The 19251-nt window shown below is 45.9% G+C and carries 9 protein-coding genes and 2 pseudogenes; 2 read left to right on the forward strand and 9 right to left on the reverse strand.

The window, feature by feature from the left end:
• Positions 1 to 73 precede the first annotated feature (73 nt).
• The 5 genes from BZK42_RS12055 to BZK42_RS12075 are packed head-to-tail and all read right to left on the reverse strand — an operon-like array spanning position 74 to position 12339.
• Positions 74 to 823, reverse strand: coding sequence for a thioesterase II family protein (locus BZK42_RS12055; protein ID WP_080859221.1), 750 nt, complete (start codon positions 821 to 823; stop codon positions 74 to 76).
• A complete protein-coding gene (locus tag BZK42_RS12060) occupies positions 823 to 1890 on the reverse strand; it encodes a saccharopine dehydrogenase family protein (RefSeq protein WP_080859222.1) in 1068 nt (355 codons plus the stop codon). Before BZK42_RS12060 ends, BZK42_RS12055 begins: the two co-directional genes overlap by 1 nt.
• Positions 1883 to 7303, reverse strand: coding sequence for a non-ribosomal peptide synthetase (locus BZK42_RS12065; protein WP_080859223.1), 5421 nt, complete (start codon positions 7301 to 7303; stop codon positions 1883 to 1885). Before BZK42_RS12065 ends, BZK42_RS12060 begins: the two co-directional genes overlap by 8 nt.
• Positions 7300 to 10695, reverse strand: coding sequence for a non-ribosomal peptide synthetase (locus BZK42_RS12070; RefSeq protein WP_080859224.1), 3396 nt, complete (start codon positions 10693 to 10695; stop codon positions 7300 to 7302). Before BZK42_RS12070 ends, BZK42_RS12065 begins: the two co-directional genes overlap by 4 nt.
• Positions 10696 to 12339 (reverse strand): (2,3-dihydroxybenzoyl)adenylate synthase, encoded by a 1644-nt coding sequence (locus BZK42_RS12075; RefSeq protein ID WP_080859225.1) that lies wholly within the window; start codon positions 12337 to 12339, stop codon positions 10696 to 10698.
• Between the two features lie 499 nt (positions 12340 to 12838).
• Here BZK42_RS12075 and BZK42_RS12080 point away from each other — a divergent pair, with 499 nt between their 5' ends.
• Positions 12839 to 13021 carry a hypothetical protein gene (locus BZK42_RS12080; protein ID WP_143329698.1) on the forward strand — a complete coding sequence of 61 codons (183 nt, stop codon included), beginning with the start codon at positions 12839 to 12841 and terminating at the stop codon, positions 13019 to 13021.
• A 535-nt stretch (positions 13022 to 13556) separates the two neighbouring features.
• Positions 13557 to 14420, forward strand: a complete 864-nt coding sequence (locus tag BZK42_RS12090; protein ID WP_158083358.1) for a helix-turn-helix domain-containing protein — start codon at positions 13557 to 13559, stop codon at positions 14418 to 14420.
• A 330-nt stretch (positions 14421 to 14750) separates the two neighbouring features.
• Here the strand turns inward: BZK42_RS12090 and BZK42_RS29670 are convergent.
• The 4 genes and pseudogenes from BZK42_RS29670 to BZK42_RS12115 form a co-directional block, all read right to left on the reverse strand.
• Positions 14751 to 15894, reverse strand: a pseudogene (locus BZK42_RS29670) (transposase); the annotation flags it as partial.
• A gap of 73 nt (positions 15895 to 15967) precedes the next feature.
• Positions 15968 to 16681: a 4'-phosphopantetheinyl transferase family protein gene (locus BZK42_RS12100; RefSeq protein WP_080859229.1), complete on the reverse strand. Its 714-nt coding sequence runs from the start codon at positions 16679 to 16681 to the stop codon at positions 15968 to 15970.
• A gap of 432 nt (positions 16682 to 17113) precedes the next feature.
• Complete coding sequence (locus BZK42_RS12110) at positions 17114 to 18619, reverse strand: MFS transporter (RefSeq protein WP_080859231.1); 1506 nt, start codon at positions 18617 to 18619, stop codon at positions 17114 to 17116.
• A gap of 423 nt (positions 18620 to 19042) precedes the next feature.
• Positions 19043 to 19251, reverse strand: a pseudogene (locus tag BZK42_RS12115) (hypothetical protein); the annotation flags it as partial.

The raw sequence follows: 19251 nt of genomic DNA on the forward strand, positions 1-19251 counted from the left end.
ATGATAATTCGTTGATTACGAAATCAAATCTTTCAATTTTCTATGTTCCTACTATCTATTCATAAATAGCTCCTTATGGCATATCAAAAGATATTCCGGTGTGTTTTTGAATCATTAATTTCACGACTTTCGGCCAGTGATTAACGAGATAGAAGTGATCACCAGGCCAATGGAATAATTGAAAACGGGCACAGGTAAAACGAGCCCAACCCAGCGCCTCGTCCTTAGTCACTTCGCTGTCGCTCTCACCATGCAGCACCGTGAGAGGCGAGATCAGGGTACATGTTGACGTCGGTTGCCAGCGTTCAATTAGCGCATAGTCATGACGTAGCTGTTTTAGCACGATTTCGCGCATTTCCGAGAAATCAAACAGTGTTAAGGACGTCGCAGAGAAGCGAGCTACTTCATTAATGAGTTGTTGGTCTGAGGCCAGATGAAAGTCCGTGGGGTTCCAGATATCAGGTGGCGTTAACCCAGACACAAATATTTGCTGAACCGGGTCCCCTCGCTGTTGTAACGCTATCGCCAACTCCCAGGCCAGAATGGCTCCCATGCTATGTCCAAATAGGACACGTGGAAGCCTGGATGAGTGGGGGAGCAGCCTTAGCAGATCTGCAATGAGTGCCCTGATATCAAACACAGGTTTTGCATCCAGACGCTCCTCCCGCAGGGGAAGTTGAAGCGCCCGCAGTGAAAAACCTTCCGGTAGCACATCTGCCCAGCGTTGAAAATAGCTTGCGCTACCGCCTGCATGAGGAAAACACAAGATTTCGCAGTGTGGAGTTGAACATCGGTTCAGATAAGGAAATAAGTCGTTGCTCATCAGATCGCTCCCTCTTCATTTGAAAACAGCGACGGAAGTTCTATCCAGCAACCTGTGACCAGGTTCTGCTGTATAAAATCGATAGTTCCCTCAGGAGAGAGAACATCTGCGGCGAAATGCAAACCCTTGGGGATAGTGTTTAACAGAATTTGCTGTGCCGCATAGGCTGTTACAGCTGCCGTTAGGCTGGAGCCACTGCTACAAGTAATGAGCCATGCACAGTGATGCTCATGTCCATCACTGTTACCTTGAGCTTCAACAGCCAACACGTGTTGCGCAGATTGACCGGCAAAGGCATTAATACTCAGAGCGACCAGATCATTAGCCGCATCAACATGACGATGTTCCTTTTTGGTTAGCCATTGACGCAGTTCATCAGAAGAGAACAGGTTGTACCAGCTAAGGTTGTGGATTTTCTCAGAATGACTAAGACGCAGCCATTCACTGGTCATAAAAGGTATAGCGGCAACCTCATGACGCATCATTGGTAGTTGTATCGCAGAAAGAGGCTTACATGGTCGTAACTTTCCTTGATATAGCATCACACCGGGAACGCCATAATCGCTATCAAGACTGGCAATGAAATCGACGGCTCCACCATAAGAGAACGGTTCACCGTTGAACGAGTAGCCAGTGGCGTTATCCATCATTTTAAAGTGTTGTCTGGCAATACGTAACATCAGGCCAGATAGACCAGGCAACATCCCCGCTGACAGAACACACCGTTGTGCAGCGTCGGCTTTATCTTTGAGGCAAAAATAGAGATGATCATCTCCTCCCGGGTCGAGGTAATCGCTACCAACATCGAAAGCCACACGGGCAACCCGATCGGCGATGACACTTCCTGGCGCGGCGCAATTAATTATCAGTGCGCTTTCCAGGCAAAAATGTCGTAAATCTGAACAATCAAAAACATCAACAGGAAGGTACTCGACCCCAGGGTGACGAACAGCAGGAAGCCGGCGGCTACCCACTCGCAGTTGCACCTTATTTGCTAACAGAGAGATAACCTGTTCTCCAACCGCACCACTAGCCCCAATCACAGCCACTCTAGGTAAGTTATTCACGTACCATACCTCTCATTGGTATCAGGCCAAGGGCGTCCAGGATGTGCATACAATTTGCCCCATCCATACAGCTAAAATGGTCGCCAGGAACATCATACAGTTTCAAGGGGTCGACACAGTGGCGCTGCCAGAATGATGTCATTTCACTGTTCATACCTGGCAGAACTTGCATTTCTCCTAGTTGTCGCACAAATGTGACCGGATACGAGCTGGTTTGTAAACGATGCTCATGAACAGCCAGCAGGCTGTGACGAATCAAACGAAGCTGTTCCTTAAAACGGGAAGGATGGTTCAGCTCGCTGGTCGCAAAGTGTGAATGTCTGCGAATAGCTTCAAGTCGAGATTCAGGATCCATCTTTGCAAGCTGCTGAATTGCTAGGGATGTTGCATCTCTGCCATTTGTAGTAAAACGTGCCAGTGAGCCTTGTGGAACCATACCGGGTGTTTCTTCACGAATACGGTTAATCAACTGCTGAAACGCAATTTCATCCTGAGGGTAACCCAGTTGGATGGGATTGGCCTGCATCACACGGGCAAATATGTATTCAACCAGCAGGTCATCTTCGATACGAAACGGTACGGGATAACTACTGATAATACTGAGCTGACTAACTTCCTGTCCGGCATTCCGCAGTCGGGAGGCAATCTCCCAAGCCAGCATGCCTCCCAGGCAGTAACCGATGATATGGAGCGGTGCAGTTTCATTGCGCATGGCTAACAGTTCAACTGCTCTTTCAGCCAGCATTGTAATCGCGCTCTCCGGCGGTTGAGCCAGAAAACTTTCGGATGTATTCAGCGCCAGCCCCAGTACTCGCATGGAGGTCGGTATTTTTTCCAGCATCGGGCGGTAAGGAGCTAAAGTGCCACTGCCATCGTGTATCAGTAACAAGGCAGGAGCGCTGTCGGTGCCGGGCTGAATCTCATGCAGGGCATAATCGAAATCCTGCTGATGGTTAAAACGCAAGGCCAATGTTGCCAAGCTTTTCTCATTTAGCATGGCACGAAGCAGTGTATCCCAATCCCATCCAGCGGCCTGTGGCAAGCTTGCTCGCAGACGGCTGACAACCTGAGCAACCAATAAGGAGTCACCTCCCAACGCAAAGAAGTTATCATGACGCCCTATGTTGTCGACTTTCAGAACCGACTGCCAGATAGCCGCGATATCCTTTTCCAGGGCATTTGCCGGTGGTTCAGTGATGACTGGGTTTGCAGTTCGCTGATGGGGAATAAGTCCGGTAAGAATCTGTCGGTCAATCTTACCATTGGCTGTAAGCGGAAATCTGTCAAGAATATGGATAGCATCTGGGTGCATCCAGCCTGGTAGCCATTGGCGAAGGTGCTTTTGCAAATCCTGCTGATGCAGCCTGGCATACTGAGTTTTAAAGCGGGCCGCAAAGACGTGCTGTCCCAGACATTCCAACTCTAACTCGTTATGCGGAGCGATTACCACTTCGTCGGCTCCCGCCTGTTGCAAGTAATTTTTCCAACCCTGGATGTCAATAAAGGTACTTTCAAGTGTGCGACGACAATCTTCAAATCCACTAAGTCCGTCCTTAAACTCCATCGAAGACATGATCTGATAGCTGTTGCTTGTGGCCTCGATAAATACCAACCAACCACCAGGGGACAAAATTTCTTTCAGGCTGGCAATCACTTTTTCGGCATGGCGTGAGTTATGTAATACATTTGCACACAAAATAACATCCCGTGAACCAGGCTCTATTCCTTGTTCAAGACAGGGTTTATTAATGTCATACAGGCCATAACGTACCCATGGATAGTCACTAAAGCGTTTTTCAGCTTCGTTAAGGAAGTAATGTGAAAGGTCACTGAATAGATAATCCACGGAAAATTCGGCAAGAGAAGGAATGAGATCCAGACTGGTACCGCCTACGCCAGCTCCAACCTCCAACAGATGTAGTGTTTCTCCTTTTTTTTCACGGGCAATCTGACATATGACCGAGCATACGAGGTTATTCATTATCCTGCTGACCAGATTGTCACGATAGGCGGCTTCAGCGACGTGAGTCTGGCCTTCAGGGAACAGTAGATCAAGAGGATCAACATCATTACGCATAAGTGCAGGCAGAACTCGATGACAACTGTGCATATAATTGAGAACCGACGCCCCCCAGTTAACTTCAGCTTCAAGGCGGTGAAGCTCCTGCCAGCGCTGTTCAACCTCTTCAGCATTAACCGGGCGCACGGGAATAAAGTGTGTCTCATCTGTCTGGCGCAGGAAACCTTGTTCGCACAACGCACGCAGCCAACGACTGATAAGACGTTCATGCCGTGAAGCAACGGCACCACTTGAGACCATCACGGCAAGTGAAATCGGTGTTTCACCACTGCTGAAGACGGGAAGAGTCAGCAACGCTTGAGCCATTGCCAGCAGAGAGACATCCTCAATACCTTGGGCGATTTTCATCACCCCTGGACGATTCATTGTATCTGCAAGGTCTGTCGCTCGTTGCTGCAATACAGTTGCAACTTGCGAAATGGGTTGAAGCTTGCGCCTCGGAGCAGCAGTAACAAAGGCGACAAGACGCTGCGTCGATTTTCCTCTGTCGACAACGATCGCGCTGGCCGTAGCCACATCCTGATGGCGTATGAGGGTTCTCTCAACCTCCGCAAGTTCAACACGATGTCCACGAATTTTTAGCTGATTGTCTTCACGTCCTAAAAACTGCAGGGTGCCATCAATAAGAGAGCAAGCTAAATCACCGGTACGGTAGAGTCGTTCACCGTTTTGGGGATGAGTGATAAAGCGTTGTGTCGTTTTCTCTTCATCCCGGAAATAACCGATCGCTAATCCTTTTCCTCCAATATATAGCTCACCCGCTACACCGTCTGGTTGTTCGTTTAACTCCCCATCCAGAACATATAGACGCTGATTGGCCAGAGGTCGTCCATACGGGATGCTGCTCCACTCTGGCTTTATGTCATTTATAGGGTAAATCACTGACCAGATGGAGACTTCGGTGGCTCCCCCCAGACTATACATCTGTGCTTCGGGCAGATAGTTTCGTGCTCGTGCGGGAAGATCGACGGGGATCCAGTCCCCGGAAAGAAGGACAGCCCGAAGGTATGGGCAAGGCAGTACTCCTTCATTTTGTAAATAATCGACTAGTATTGTGAACTGAGCAGGCACCGAGTTCCAAAGCGTGATTTTCTGATCAGCAACCATCTTAGCCAACTGTGAGGGGTTACTACGGTGATGAGACGCAGGCAGAATCAGAGCCGCTCCGCTACTGAGAATACCAAAAATATCGTAAACTGCGAGGTCAAAGCTCAGGTTAGCAAGCCCTAACAGACGATCGGTGAGAGCGGGTTTAATCCACTGATTCACAGCTTCAATTGTATTCCGGGCCGCCGCATGAGCAATCATTACGCCCTTGGGTTCACCCGTCGATCCAGAGGTAAATATGATATAAGCAAGTGAGTCACTGGTGACATCGGGCCATGAGGCAGGGAGATGGATATCATTCACATCATCAACATAAATCACCGGCGGCAATAATATTGTTCCATTGTTTACAGAAAAATTTTCCCGGCAGGCGAGTATAGCTGCGGGCTGCGCCAGTTTAAGCAACCACTGCTGCCGCTTCAGTGGCAGTGATAAGTCCAAAGGAATCCATACCGCACCTGCACGCATTGTCGCCAGTACGGCGACAATCTGCTCTATGCATTTCTCAATAGCAATGACAATCCTATCTCCCTGCTTTACTCCTTGTGCTAGCATACACGCCGCGAGATGTTCTGCTTCATCGACCAGTTGTCGATAGTTAACCTGTCGATGGGGATCTGTAACCGCCAGAGCATCTGGTGTACGTTCCGCCTGCTGCCAGACAGGAGCGTGAATAAGCCCCTCGGGAAGAACACATTCAGATGCGTTAAATGTTTTGTGGCGCAGGATCTGAGTTTCAGGCAAAGGTATGGTTATTGGCCTGAACCAAGCATTTTCATCCTGACACAGAGTAAGAATAGTGTTTCGGAATGCGTCAAACATTTCGACACAGGTATGGTGTTCCATCGTGCCTTCACGAATATCCCAGTTTATATTTAACCCGCTTTCACCTGGTGCAATCTGACAGTCAAGGGCAACCTGTGGCGTTTGGGTAATACCGTAAGCTTGACTTGCTCCTTTCATTAAATGCGTACAGCAGTCGGAACCATCGCTGATAGCGCTGGTAAAAGCGACCGGGTACAATGCTGTTTCGCGTCCGCGGCGACGTACCAACTCCCGCAAAAGATCAATACCAGTAAAAAGGCTGTGATCAAGGTCACACCATAGCCTGTCCTGCACTACTTTTACCTGCTCAACAATGTTCAATTGAGATACTAGATTGATTTCCAGTAGCTCAACGGCACTGAAGTCCCCTATCACCTGATCTACTGAATTATGTAAAGGTAGGCGTTGCATCATGGTCAGACTCAAACCAAAGTGATTACCTGCCCCCCAGCGTTGAAGCGTTAATGCATACAAGGTAACAAAGAGTGCATTTACGCCAATTTCATTTAACGCAGCCCATTTATTCAACTGAGCAAACTGCTCAGGAGAGAGAACAAAATTTTCACGATAAAAGTGTTTACTAACTACACCGGAGAAGGAAGGTAACACTGGAGCTGTCGGAAAATCGTCAATACGCTTTAGCCAATAATCCTGTGCTAACTTATAGGCTGGAGTATTGCGTAGTCGCAAACTGTTGAGAACGTAATCCCGAAACTGAATTTCTGGTTCGGGTATTAGCTGGCCATAATAAGCATCGCTTAATTGCGTCAACAGTAACCGTGCACTTTGGAAGTCACAAACCAGTAGATTAAAAGAGATATGTAAAATATCGACATCATGGAGTTTTGTAACAAAAAGGGTAATTAGAGGCCAGCAATCAGGCTGTCCCTGATATATACTCAGCACCGTACGTCGCTGTTGCAAGAACTGCTTCTGTGCCTCTTCGGACAAGCTGCCGATATCCGTACATTCAATACTCACTGGAGGGACAGTGGATAACGTCTGCTGAGTACCGTTATCATAGACGATAGTGCGAAGCATATCGTGGCGTGCAATCAATAAGTTCCATGCTCTCTCCAGACGGAGTTGATCGAGCTTGTTAAAGCGAAACTCCAGATAACCGTGGCAGTCAACATCGCCCAAGGTAAACGCCTTATTACGGCCTAGCAGGTAGGCAGACTGTATACCTGTCAGAGGATATGGTGTAAAACGATTGGCCGGGTCGCTAATCCATTTGGGCGTTGCTAATGCCAGTAGTAATTCGCTTTTATGCAATTTCAGTAAAGACAGCCTCTCAGATGTCATGGTACTGGCTGGAGCCCGATAACGTAGTGAATCACCTTCAACCCACAATGTAATACCAGCTTCTTTAAACTGTTGAATTAATAGTGATACGTTCATATCGTTCCCTCTTCGCCAGTAATTAACGTTGGGTAGGTTGTTATAATAAAAGTGGTGAGTGAAGCTAACGTGGAATTGTTAAGAAATTGACGCAGCGTTAATGATAAAGTGAAAGTCTGATTAATACGGTTAATCAACCGCATGGCCTGAAGGCTGTTTCCTCCCAGCAGGAAAAATGATGTCGAGGGATCGATGGAAGTTGAATCTAATATTTCCAGCCATATCTGATGTAGTTGGGCCTGCAAAGGGGAAACCGCTGCAACTGTGGTATTAACAGATATAGGATCCCATGGCGTAGTTGCTATTTCCTCAACTAATTTACGGCGATCGACTTTACCATTGACAGTCAGCGGTAAGACATTTCGGTGATGAATACGTTTCGGAAGCATATATGCAGGCAGTACCTCTGTCAGACTGTTGCGTAACTGTGTCGTATTAATCTTTTCACTCGACGTTATGACTGCTTCAAGGTGAGCGTCAATAAGCAGGCAATAAGCGGTAAGCACTCCAGGCAAACGTTGAAGGGCAACCTCTATTTCGGCTAATTCAATACGATTTCCATCAACTTTTACCTGATTGTCCTGACGTCCGAGAAACTGCATCAAGCCATCGGGTTGGTAAAAACCACGATCACCCGTTCTATACCAACGCTCCCCTTCATAGTAAATAAAGTGTTTTGCTGTTTTTTCTTCATCATGAATATATCCCTGCGCCAGGCCAGCCCCACCAATCCAGAGTTCACCGGGTACCCAGTCTGGTACATCAAGACAGTGTTCATCCATGATGCGAAAACACTGATTAGGAAGTGGAAAACCGTAGGGCACTGGCATATCGGTCTCGAATGAGGGAAGAATTTCAAACGCATTTGACCAGATAGAAGCCTCCGTCGCGCCCCCCATAGCAATTACGCGTACTGGCTGAGTCAGCCGCTGACGTAACCGTTTTGCTAAATCCGGAGCTACCAAATCTCCAGAGACCCACACCATTCGCAGATTGGGCAATATAGTCTGCCCTTCTTCTACTATGCTAAGAAGTAACATTTCCAGTAGTGCAGGTACTGAATTCCACAGAGACGCACGGTTACTGGCAGCCAGCGTTAACCATGAATCAGGATCTCGTCGCTGATCCTCACTGGGTATTATTAGGGCTCCTCCAACCGACAAAAGGCCGAAGATATCGTAGACTGACAGATCAAATTCAAGTCCGGAAAGCGCCAGCACCCGGTCTTCTGCCCCTATAGCAAATCGGCGATTTAATGTATCAATGGTATTCCACGCAGATTTGTGTGTTACGGCAACCCCTTTAGGTTCGCCAGTGGATCCCGAAGTGTAAATGATATAGGCAAGCTCTTCATCGCTGCCTGAATAGGGTTTTGTTGGCATTTGAACCGCGATACCCTGCGGTTGTTTATTCAAGTTTAAAACTGGAATGGTATCCGGCCAATTCTCCTCTTCGGAGACAATCACGCATCTGACTTTTGCCTGGTTACAAATAGCACTACGTCGAGAAAGCGGATGTGCAACGGCAAGCGGTAACCAGCAAGCCCCGGTAACCAGTACACCTAATACGGACGCAATCTGTTCGACTCCTTTCGGTAAGTTAATAGCAACAATATCCTGCGGCATCACGCCTATCTGTTGAAGTGTACTGGCAATCGCCAGAGCACGCTGAGCCAAGGAACCATAGCTGATATGTCTATCCGCCATGATAATGGCGGTCATCTCTGGCTGTCGTCGAGCCAGTTTAAAGAAACTAGACTCCAATCGCTGACGGGAGACGGCAAGATAGGAAGTAGTACGCGTTCGAATGGCACGCATATGAGCTGGAATTATAAATTCAGAGAGATTTTCCCACGGCTGGGTAATTAAATGATGTAATCGAGAGAGCCAGGCATAAAACATGGTTTCCACAAGCCCCTCGGGAAATAGTGCATCAACGCTGTCCCAATTTAACAACAGGCCCTCACGGGTAGGATAACTCTGGTGATCGATCCAGACTTGCGGGGTTTGAGAAATCATCCAGTGAAGTTTACCAAATACTTGTTCTGTCTCCAGGGAGATGAACGGCTGCCCTAGGTTGAGAGCAAAAACGACGGGCGCAGCAGGTGGCATGGCGGTATTCTGCCGAGCCAGATCCCGTAAAACATCAATACCTGAATACTCAGCATGTTCAATATCGCGGTGTAATTGCTGTTGGATCTGCTGTAGACGTTGAATAAAGGGTCTGGGCTGGCGGAAGTCGGCCTCTAACAGCAGTAGCGAAGTGAAGTCGGCCACCATGTCTGCAACGCCGGGCAAGAGTTCCTTGCGATTAAACAGAGGAATATTAACCAGAAAATGTTTGGTTTCGCTCCAACGAGCCAGTACTTCACAGTAGAGAGTGAGAAGGACTACAGCAAACGTTACTCCATATTGCTTTGCCTTATTTTCTAATACGGAGAGCTGATCTCGTTTAAGCAGATAATCACGTCGGGTAAATTTCGGTGCACAAAGTCGCTCAGGTTGTTGTGCCAGGGGCAGTGAAGGAGCGCTGGGGAGCGTTGTCAATCTCGATTGCCAATAGTTTTTCCCATGTTGCCAATCTGCGTTACTTAGACGTTGCTGATACAATAGATATTGGAGAAAGTTTACCGGCAGTGGTGCAAGTGTCTCTTGACGATATAAGCGCGCCAGATCGTTCAGCAGAATACTCACGCTAAGGACATCGGCCACTAATAGATCTATATTGATATGCAGACGGCTGTGCTTATTAGGCAGACGGAATAGCGTAATCTTCAATGGCCATCCGTTTATAATATCTGCACGATAATGAGAAAATTGCTGGCGATAGCGATCCAGATATTCTTCAACCTGCACTTCGAACTGCTTCCGCAGATCAATAATGTTTACTGGGAAGGGATCAAGGTCTTCGGCTATGTATTGCTCTCCTTGTTGGGTAAATCGAGCACGTAACATTGCATGACGTTCAACCAACTGCTGACAGGCTAGTTCAAGTTGTTGAGGTGATACATCGTCTCCCTGTAACTCAAGATACACTTGACAGCTATTCCCCCCCAAAGGCTGGTCATCCTGACGACCTACCCAATATGCTTGCTGTACGGGCGTCAGTACCACGGGTTGTAATGGCTGGAGTATACAGAGAGGCAGGGTATTATCCTGCGTTCTTGTTATTTCGGTATCAATGACATGAAGCCAATTGTTTAAAGTTGGTTGAGCACTCAGGCTTTCGAAACTGCAGTCAACGCCCTGCTTTCGTAACAGATTTACAGTACGCATCAGACCAATAGAGTCAACGCCCTGAGTAAGGAGTGAAGTATTCCGATCAATCTGATGAGGTAAGAGGCCGGTTAACTCACTGATATGTTTCAGCAGTTGTGAAATTGCCTGATGCATTTATTTTTGTCCCATGTCAAGGAGATAACTTTGTTTTAGTCTGGCCCGCAGTCCTTTCTTGCTTATTTTTCCTACCCCAGTCATTGTAAATGTTTCGGGAAAGTTGAAACGGTCAGGAATTTTGAAACTGGCGATTCCTTGGTCAATAAGGAACTGTCTCAGATCTACGTCTGAAGGTGGAGAATCGCTGAGAATAAATGCACAGATTCGTTCTCCTAAATAAGCGTCATCAATACCAACGACTGCAGCATCGCGGATTTTAGGATGTCGAAGTAATATATCTTCCAGCTCACCGCAGTCTATTTTTTCGCCGCCACGGTTAATCTGATCTTTATCTCGTCCTTCCGCAATAATATATCCTTCAGGTGTAACACGAACGATATCACCAGTACGATAAAAACCATCCTCATCAAATGAATAATAATTTATTTCGGGGGAACCATAATAACCACGAATAGTATATGGTCCGCGAGTCAATAAATAACCTGATGAACCAGGTTGAACAACTTTACCATTTTCGTCTACAACCTTTATTTCGTCCGCTACTGTCATGGGTTTACCCTGCGTATATAATATAAGTTCAGTGCTGTCACCCAGTTGCGTGAAGCAATTTAGGCCTTCAGCCATTCCAAATACCTGTTGCAGAGAACATCCTAATAGAGGTGTGACACGCCTGGCTGCTTCATAACTTATCTTTGCCCCGCCGACCTGAAGTACTTTAAGCGATTCTAACTGAGGGGGATCAATTTCCGCTGCGTCAAGCCATACCATAGCCAGTGGGGGAACTAATGCTGTTACCGTAACTTTTTGTTGTTTTATCAAGTTGAAACAGTGTTCTGGGTAGTTTTTGTCACTTATGACCAAGCGCCCCCCGCTAAATAACGTACCAAGAATACCAGGACTAACAAGGGTAAAATTGTGTCCCATTGGTAACACGGCTAAGTACACTGTCTTTGGTCCAAAATCACAGACTGCAACTGCAGAAAGGATGTTACATAGGTAGTCTCTGTGTCTACGAGGAATGAGTTTCGGGATTCCTGTTGTGCCGCCAGATAATTGGAAGCAAACCAGATCGTCAGGATGATGCACAGGAAAATAATCTGATGATGTTTTATGCGCCTGTAGCGTATCAAAAACTGACTCCCCCTCTGGGATTCGCAAACATTGCAGTGCAGGTATCGAGGCCATCAAATGGCTGGCGCTATCATCCAGAGAATCCCCCAAGATCGAACTTTGATAGATCCAAGCTTTCGCTTTTGTAGCGTTGGCGAAGGCTTCAATTTCATGTCTGCGATGGGCTGGTAAGGCAAGAACAGGCACAATACCGGCTATAAACAACGCAAAGAGTGTCTCGACATAGTTCGATGAATTTGGTAAATGGAGAATAACTACATCACCCTTCACTATATTTAAATCGTTAAATCGCTGCGCTATTTTACAGGCGCGAAAATATAATTGCTGATAAGTAATATATTTTGATTCATAACAAATGGCTATTTTATCGCCATAAATACTACATACTTGTTTGATGCGTTGTTCAAAGGTTTCATCACTCCATAATCCCTGGCGCAAATACTCATTACGGAACGTTTCTGGCCATTCAGGTAATGCAAATAGTTCTGTATGTGAAGAATTCAGTTGCATAATTTCACCTATCAAGAGTATATAACCCTGTATTTATTATGGAGTCGACACTTAATAAATTTATCTCACTGGCTGGTTATTAATTGCAATTAGTAATTCTTTAGCTGAAAGAACTTATTCTTTAGAAATATCTCTTTTATGTCACCGCAACATAGGTGGTGGCGAAGGAACATCCAGTTAGATGCACTTCTTTAAAATTGCCACCATATTATGGCTTCAACTGGATATAAAACCTGTCACGTATCATGGCGAACATGACGTTATAGCCCAATTCATTAGAGCAATAAACCACAAACATTAAATTATCAATATTTTACTCTGTAAAAATAGTAAATTTAGATATTAGCTCTTTGGCGTTTTGAGAAGGCTGACACAAAGAAAGCGTGTTTGAAGGTTGGAGATTTTTTTATCGAGTAGAGACCGACCATTGACACCCTCAAACTGAAATATTTTGTGAGGGGAATGAAACGTGAACAAGCACGAAACGGAGAAGCGCCGGATGTGGTGCAAACTGCGTCTGGCGGCGGGCACAGATACGCATGAGATAGTTAGCGGCGACCTGATATTGAACAACATTACGAATACACAGGCGTGGCTGGGATTCATGAGCCAGACGTACCGGCGGATAAGGAGGTACTGGCAGACCCAGCCTGTGATGTTTGCTATTGAGACGACGGCCTGAATAAGAAGAAATTTAAGCAAGTTAGCCAGTCGCTTAGAGAGGCAGTTTACTAGCTGTTGGCGATATACCCTGAACTGAATCAGGTGGTGGCATACCAACGGCTGACGGGCAACAACAAGTCATGGAAAAATGTGAAATCACCTGTATGAGACGACAATAACTCAGTCCGGCGCATTGACGCACGGCAAAACTAGTTGACGTCTAATACACCTGCTTTCAGTGGAGGAAACTGTGATGTTGCGGGCAAGGAATGTGTGTGAAAGAAGGCTAACGATTCAGAATTATGATGCGCTGATGGGCTTGTTAATGGCGTTAGTGAAAGTGTTAAATATTAGGACGTTATTGGTTTGCCGCACAGCGTGCGCATTGTCTGAGAGGTATGGGGCCAGCTTAGCTGCTCCTCAAAATTTATTTATTCAAAAAAGTCAGTATTGACATATTTTTACAACTCCCCTAAATTGTTAATGATAATCAATATCATTAACAGGTTCTAAAGAAATCGCTTAAACAGAACATGGAGGTTAGTGGAATGCTCATGGAGAAGCAGAAAATCGTGCTTGAAGGTGAAATTTCGCTCATAAGTGGTTCGATTTTTTGCCCGGTTCGTCCGGTCTGGCAGGATGAGTCTCTCTCCCACGGTCTAAAAGTTATCATCATTGAAAAGGGAGAGCTCCTGTGTCGTTTCCCTGGACAGAAAGAACAACATATCAAGGGACCTGCACTCTGCGCAGTGTGGAATCAGGATAGTGCTGAGGCTAGTCAGTGCTTTATTCCCGGAACAAGTTTACATTACACCTCTATTATTCTTTCTACCAATATGCTTCTTAAACATCCTTGTGCAGATGTTACTGACAAACTAAGCGCTGGGATGCATCTCGCTCTTTCTGCAACTCCCAGAATGCAGGTTCAGACGGTTCCTAAAGTGTTTAGTGACTTACAGGCGCAGCTTTTTACCAGTCCACTGCAGGGGATTTCCCGGCAACTTTATTTAACCGGAAAGGCTCTTGAGATTGTAGCCTACACCCTTGATAGTATGACTCTAACAAAGGGAAAAGGGGAAAGTTCAATGCCCCGCCTTATAACTGCGGAAATTGCCCGTCTGCATGATGTGAAAGTTTTGTTGGCCGAGCGCCTTAACGCACCTCCATCCATTCATGAGCTAAGTGTCATGGTGAGTATGAATACACGTAAACTGACGGTCGGTTTCCGGCAGCTTTTTGGCCAGAGTATCCATGAATATTTGCATACGCTTCGACTGGAAACTGCCTGGCGTATGCTGTCGACAGGGGAATATAATGTCTCTTATGTGGCCTATCATATAGGTTACACGCCAGCTCACTTATCTGTGGCATTTCGTAAAAAGTACGGATATTCTCCAAAGGTATTACGCTATAAATGATGATTCATAAATCTGATCTTCCACAACAATGTGATTATATAATTTTTCTGTTTTAGTGATTCCTGTCTTGGTTGTCTCTCTTTTCTTTCACTAACAAAAGCCTTGTTTCTGGGGGCGTCAACTGTAACCTTACCAAGCCCCTCGTAACCGTTTTATTGAATTAATGCCCCAGTGTATCGTTTTGTTAACAGTGCTGTTTGGTTCCTTAAAGGACCATCGAGGTGATTGGCCCCTATATTTCCATACAATTTTTATCACTTAACCCATTACTGGTTCGTCGCTGTTACCAACGGTGCAAAACTGGGTCTTCCGCAACTTGGGGGGAGATTTTCATGCCAGAGGACTCATTACCCGTCGCCTCAGTAGCTCGAACCCGGCCCGACCATACATCTGACGTTTCAACTGACGTTTCAACATCTTCAGGCGATTTACATGTCCCTCAACAACACCATTACTCCAGCTAGGGGTGATGGCTTCACATATTGCCGCCGTATCGGTTTCCATCCCTGTACGTATTCTGGCAAAGATGAACGGTGATTCCCGAACGGTGATTCCCGAGAATGACCGGTCACGCCAGGCCAGAATACGCCCCCTGCGGCTACACGCTGAAGTTCTGTTGAACCACTTTCGCTGACTCGGGTGAACCACCTGTTTAGCTGTGGTTTATTTTTGGTTTTCAGGATCTGGTAGAACTCGAGTGCCAGTTGCTGTGCTATTTTCAGTTGTGGCTCTTTTTCACACATCAGACTAATAAAACTGGAAGCGTAATTTTCTTCACCTCTGATGATTCGCCAGGGCATCGCCAGGGCATCAGCCAGCGACTCGCTCGGGAAGCGGAAGGGAGGCGGGCGATGGCAGTAACCAGCGGGAGCCAGCCTTTACGCCATCTGGCAACGGTGTCCCTGACGATGGTTTCACTGCCTGTAAACCCCTTCGCCACCATTTCTCGCCATATCTGACTGGCATTGTGGTTTCCGCTTTCGCGCTGTTCTTCAAGCCAGCCCTTCCATGGATCCAGAAGTCCCCGTTTTGGTGGACGGGTTGACATTTCGGGGAATGTCCCGGATTGTACCCATCGACTTATCGTCACCCGGGATAATCCGGTGATGCGGGATATTTCCCTGAACCCGCATCCTTTATTATGCAGGGCCATAACTTCGTCCACCGTTGATGTCGTTTTTTGCGGGTCTGCTGTTTCAGCCGTTCCGGGCGACGGATTGATGATAGTGTCTCTACTAGCGTTTGACTCTGTTGATTTTTTTGGCGACAGTTCACTGGCAACAAGACGTATCAAAGGCATATATCTGTACATCATCCGTTCGGGCGCATCACCAATATTTTTCAGCAGATGCCAGCGGTCTGCCACCTGCCTTGCCTGAGGTGCGCCTTCCCTGGCAGCCATAGCATAGATGCCACCGCGATCCCGTGATACTACCTGTATCTCAGGATATTTTCTGAACCAGGATGCCAGTGTGAGAACCTCGTACATGGTCTCTTAAGTATCAGCTAAGTTACTAGTTAATGGGGCAAGGGAATGAGGTTATTGTTCAGGCAATGAGCGTTATAACCCTTCCGTTTGAGAAGGAGTAATACCCCGTAATTTTTAATCCCTTAACTCGGTTGGGAGTGAGAGTTTTAGTCAGTTCTATGGTAATCTTCTGATTTAAAGAATCTATTTTACAAACTTTGGCAGCGTCAAAATTAAAGAATCGGCCAACTTCGGGATAAAGTGCTTTAAACAAACTTTCTTTGGCTGAAAAGATGACTAACAGTGCGGTCGAGTAATCTATATCGCTAGTAGCAAGCAAGTTTAATTCATCAGTACATGCAAATATGTGCACTGTCTCTTGCATGGTATCTTGAGACAAAACCTCAATGTCGATGCCGGGGATAAGATTCGACACGCTCGGAGAAACCACTGCCACAGCATATTCATGAGTATGTGACAAACTTCCACACCATCCAGAAGGCCATACCGGAGATCCATCTGGCGATATGGTTGGTATTCTGTCACAACCGCCCATCAGTAACACTCTTTGCGCAGCATAACGTGCAGCGAGATATTCTGCCCTTCGTTTTACAACAGCCATGTTTAGCTTATGGGGGAATGGAATACCAAATTCTTCAAAGAGTCTGTCCTGATAATGATGAACGGAGAACGTTACAAGGCAATAACGCAAGGAGGGAAAATGACTAATCCATCCCAGATCGAGATGGCGAATAAAAGGTGGGTGCGAATCAGTAGTTATTGAAGTAAACATATCAGCGAGTACCAAAAAATCTGACTGGGGTCCGTCAGATTTTTATCATTTAGTAACGTTATGCAACCGGATGCAGTAAATGTACGACTGGCCGATCAACTGCAACGGGTTCGTCAAACTGTACACATACATACTCAACCGCATGTTCTGTTCCACAACATCACAGTAGTCATTTTCAGTCAGTTGGCTGATATCCTCCCCCCGTATCTTCCCCGGACCGATGCCATCCACAAAAAATACCCTCTCATATTTGTACTTTTATTAGTGGCCATGAGCCAGATATTAATGAAGAACAGGCAAAAGGCTGGGAAGTATGGAGCGAAACTGGATTTACTCTTGATATTTTTTCTGGGGGACATTTTTATTTCAATCAATGCCCCCAAATTTTTATCAAAAAATTAATTACACATCTGAGACAAATCATGCAAAAAACTATTTGACAGGCCGAAGCAACCACAAACAGCCTGCAGCAGCCAGTATACTGGTTGCACCAGCAATAATAAACAATAAATTCAGGGCATCACTCCATGCCTGACGAGCTTGAACAAGTAATATGGGATGTCCGTTAAGCATATTCATCTGTCCCCGGGCAAGAGATTGTAAAAGAAATTCTGGATCCACAACTCCCTGCAATCTTAGTACTTCTGGTGGTAATTCATAAGACAAATATTGAGTCAATAAAAAACCAAAAATCGCGACACCTGTAGAAGTTCCTAAAGGGAAAAATGTATTTGCAGTACCAGATGCCATCCCAGCCTGTTTAACAGGAACGACACTTACTGCCAAATCCATAAGATGAGGCATTATCATTCCCGTGCCAATTCCCATCAATATCATCAGTGGTAAAATAGATATCCAGTCACTATCAGGTTTTATATTGCTACAAACAAAAAGCCCAGATGATACAATAAACATACCGCCTGCAAGTAATACCCGCGGCTGTATATGTTTCCCTGACACCCCACTAAATATCGCTGCAACAACCATAATAATTGACTGAATGAAGAAAATAGAGCCAATCTGCAATGGAGAATACCCTAACATCCCACTTAACCAAAAAATGATGAAGGGCATAAGACCAAAACTAAAAACACGACCAGCAAAACTTAATAATATTGCGCCGAGAAAAGCCTGTATACGAAACAGCTTAAGATTTAATAAAGCACCGTCCCCCCGTCTCCACTCATTAAGTATAAATAGTACAGATGTTATGCAGCCAACAATAAAAGTAATATATACAATCGCATGCCTGCTCCCAACAGAAGGGAAAGTAATAACCGAATAATTAAGACAAAAGAGTGCGACCGTTATCAGAGATGCTCCCATTAAATCCAGTGGATGCCGGGGAACATCAGGAGGGTATTCGGTCACCTTTTTAAAAGTAAAAATAATAATAAGTACACCTATCGGTACATTTATAGCAAATAACCACGACCAACTGGCAAACTGGATTAACACCCCTCCAATTAAAGGACCTACCGCAGCGGAAAAAGCACTTCCAGCAGCAAACAGCCCCATGGAAAAAGTCCGTACTCCTGGTGGTTCGCCTTCACAGGCACCTGCGATCAGTGCCGGTGCAGTCCCAAAAACCATAGCCCCTCCAATTCCCTGGATTATCCTGGCAATTATTAGAATATCTGCATGAACAGAAAGAGCACAGGCAAGCGATGACACTGTAAAAACCACCATTCCAACGATAAAAATTCGTCTTCTGCCTAACCGATCAGATAATGATCCTGATAGTAACAAAAAAGCAGCAAAGCTAAGCGTATAACCATTTATAACCCATTGCAGATGAGCCAAATCAGTTTGAAGCCTTTGCCCCATACTTGGTAACGCTACATTAACCACTGTAATATCAAGGGTCATGACAGCTGCACTCAAAGCCGCAACAAATGTAGTCCAGTTACGATTAGTTTTCCGATCACTCTGCACCATCAGGTCACCATTACTATCCCATCACCTCATTAATTAAAACAAGAATGATATTGATTATCTTTATCATTTAGTTACGATATTGTTATACATAATATTCTGTTGTCAGGCAAGCATCACAGGTTTGATATTCTTGAAGATAATCATAGTTCCAGCCCACATATTGACTGGGACTGAGAATTTACAGTAAACATTAACGTCAGTTCAGACCTTGTTATTGGCTTGTTCCAGTAAACGCTTACCAATACCGGTACAATTACTTGCGTGTAATAGATTTCTCCGACAATAGCCGATGCTTTTCCTCATTCTGTCGGCCAGATGCGGAAAATGTGATTACCGTCACTACCAAGCCATCCAGCATTAAATACATCAGCCCTGCATAAAAAAACTGGCGGGATACCCGCCAGTTTTTATTTTTATACCAGATTATGCGGCCAGACGCGGTAACTGCGCGACGGGCCGGTCGACTGCAGCAGGTTCGTCAAACTGCTCACGCACCCACTCAACCGCCTGCCCCACAACATCACCGTAATCCTTCGCCGTCAGGTGGTCGATATCCTCCACCTCTGTGTCTACCCGGAACGAGGCCATCTGCACGCCATTCCTGTAGTACACATTCGCCACAAACTGCACCG

Source organism: Citrobacter braakii (assembly GCF_002075345.1).
In the GTDB taxonomy this organism is placed as follows: Bacteria; Pseudomonadota; Gammaproteobacteria; order Enterobacterales; family Enterobacteriaceae; genus Citrobacter; species Citrobacter braakii.

What these genes read in the sequence shown, in the direction of transcription:
- BZK42_RS12055 (WP_080859221.1), bottom strand. Translation starts at nt 823, where the DNA reads ATGAGCAACGACTTATTTCCTTATCTGAACCGATGTTCAACTCCACAC.
- BZK42_RS12065 (WP_080859223.1), bottom strand. Translation starts at nt 7,303, where the DNA reads ATGAACGTATCACTATTAATTCAACAGTTTAAAGAAGCTGGTATTACA.
- BZK42_RS12070 (WP_080859224.1), bottom strand. Translation starts at nt 10,695, where the DNA reads ATGCATCAGGCAATTTCACAACTGCTGAAACATATCAGTGAGTTAACC.
- BZK42_RS12075 (WP_080859225.1), bottom strand. Translation starts at nt 12,339, where the DNA reads ATGCAACTGAATTCTTCACATACAGAACTATTTGCATTACCTGAATGG.
- BZK42_RS12080 (WP_143329698.1), top strand. Translation starts at nt 12,839, where the DNA reads ATGTGGTGCAAACTGCGTCTGGCGGCGGGCACAGATACGCATGAGATA.
- BZK42_RS12090 (WP_158083358.1), top strand. Translation starts at nt 13,557, where the DNA reads ATGGAGAAGCAGAAAATCGTGCTTGAAGGTGAAATTTCGCTCATAAGT.
- BZK42_RS12100 (WP_080859229.1), bottom strand. Translation starts at nt 16,681, where the DNA reads ATGTTTACTTCAATAACTACTGATTCGCACCCACCTTTTATTCGCCAT.
- BZK42_RS12110 (WP_080859231.1), bottom strand. Translation starts at nt 18,619, where the DNA reads ATGGTGCAGAGTGATCGGAAAACTAATCGTAACTGGACTACATTTGTT.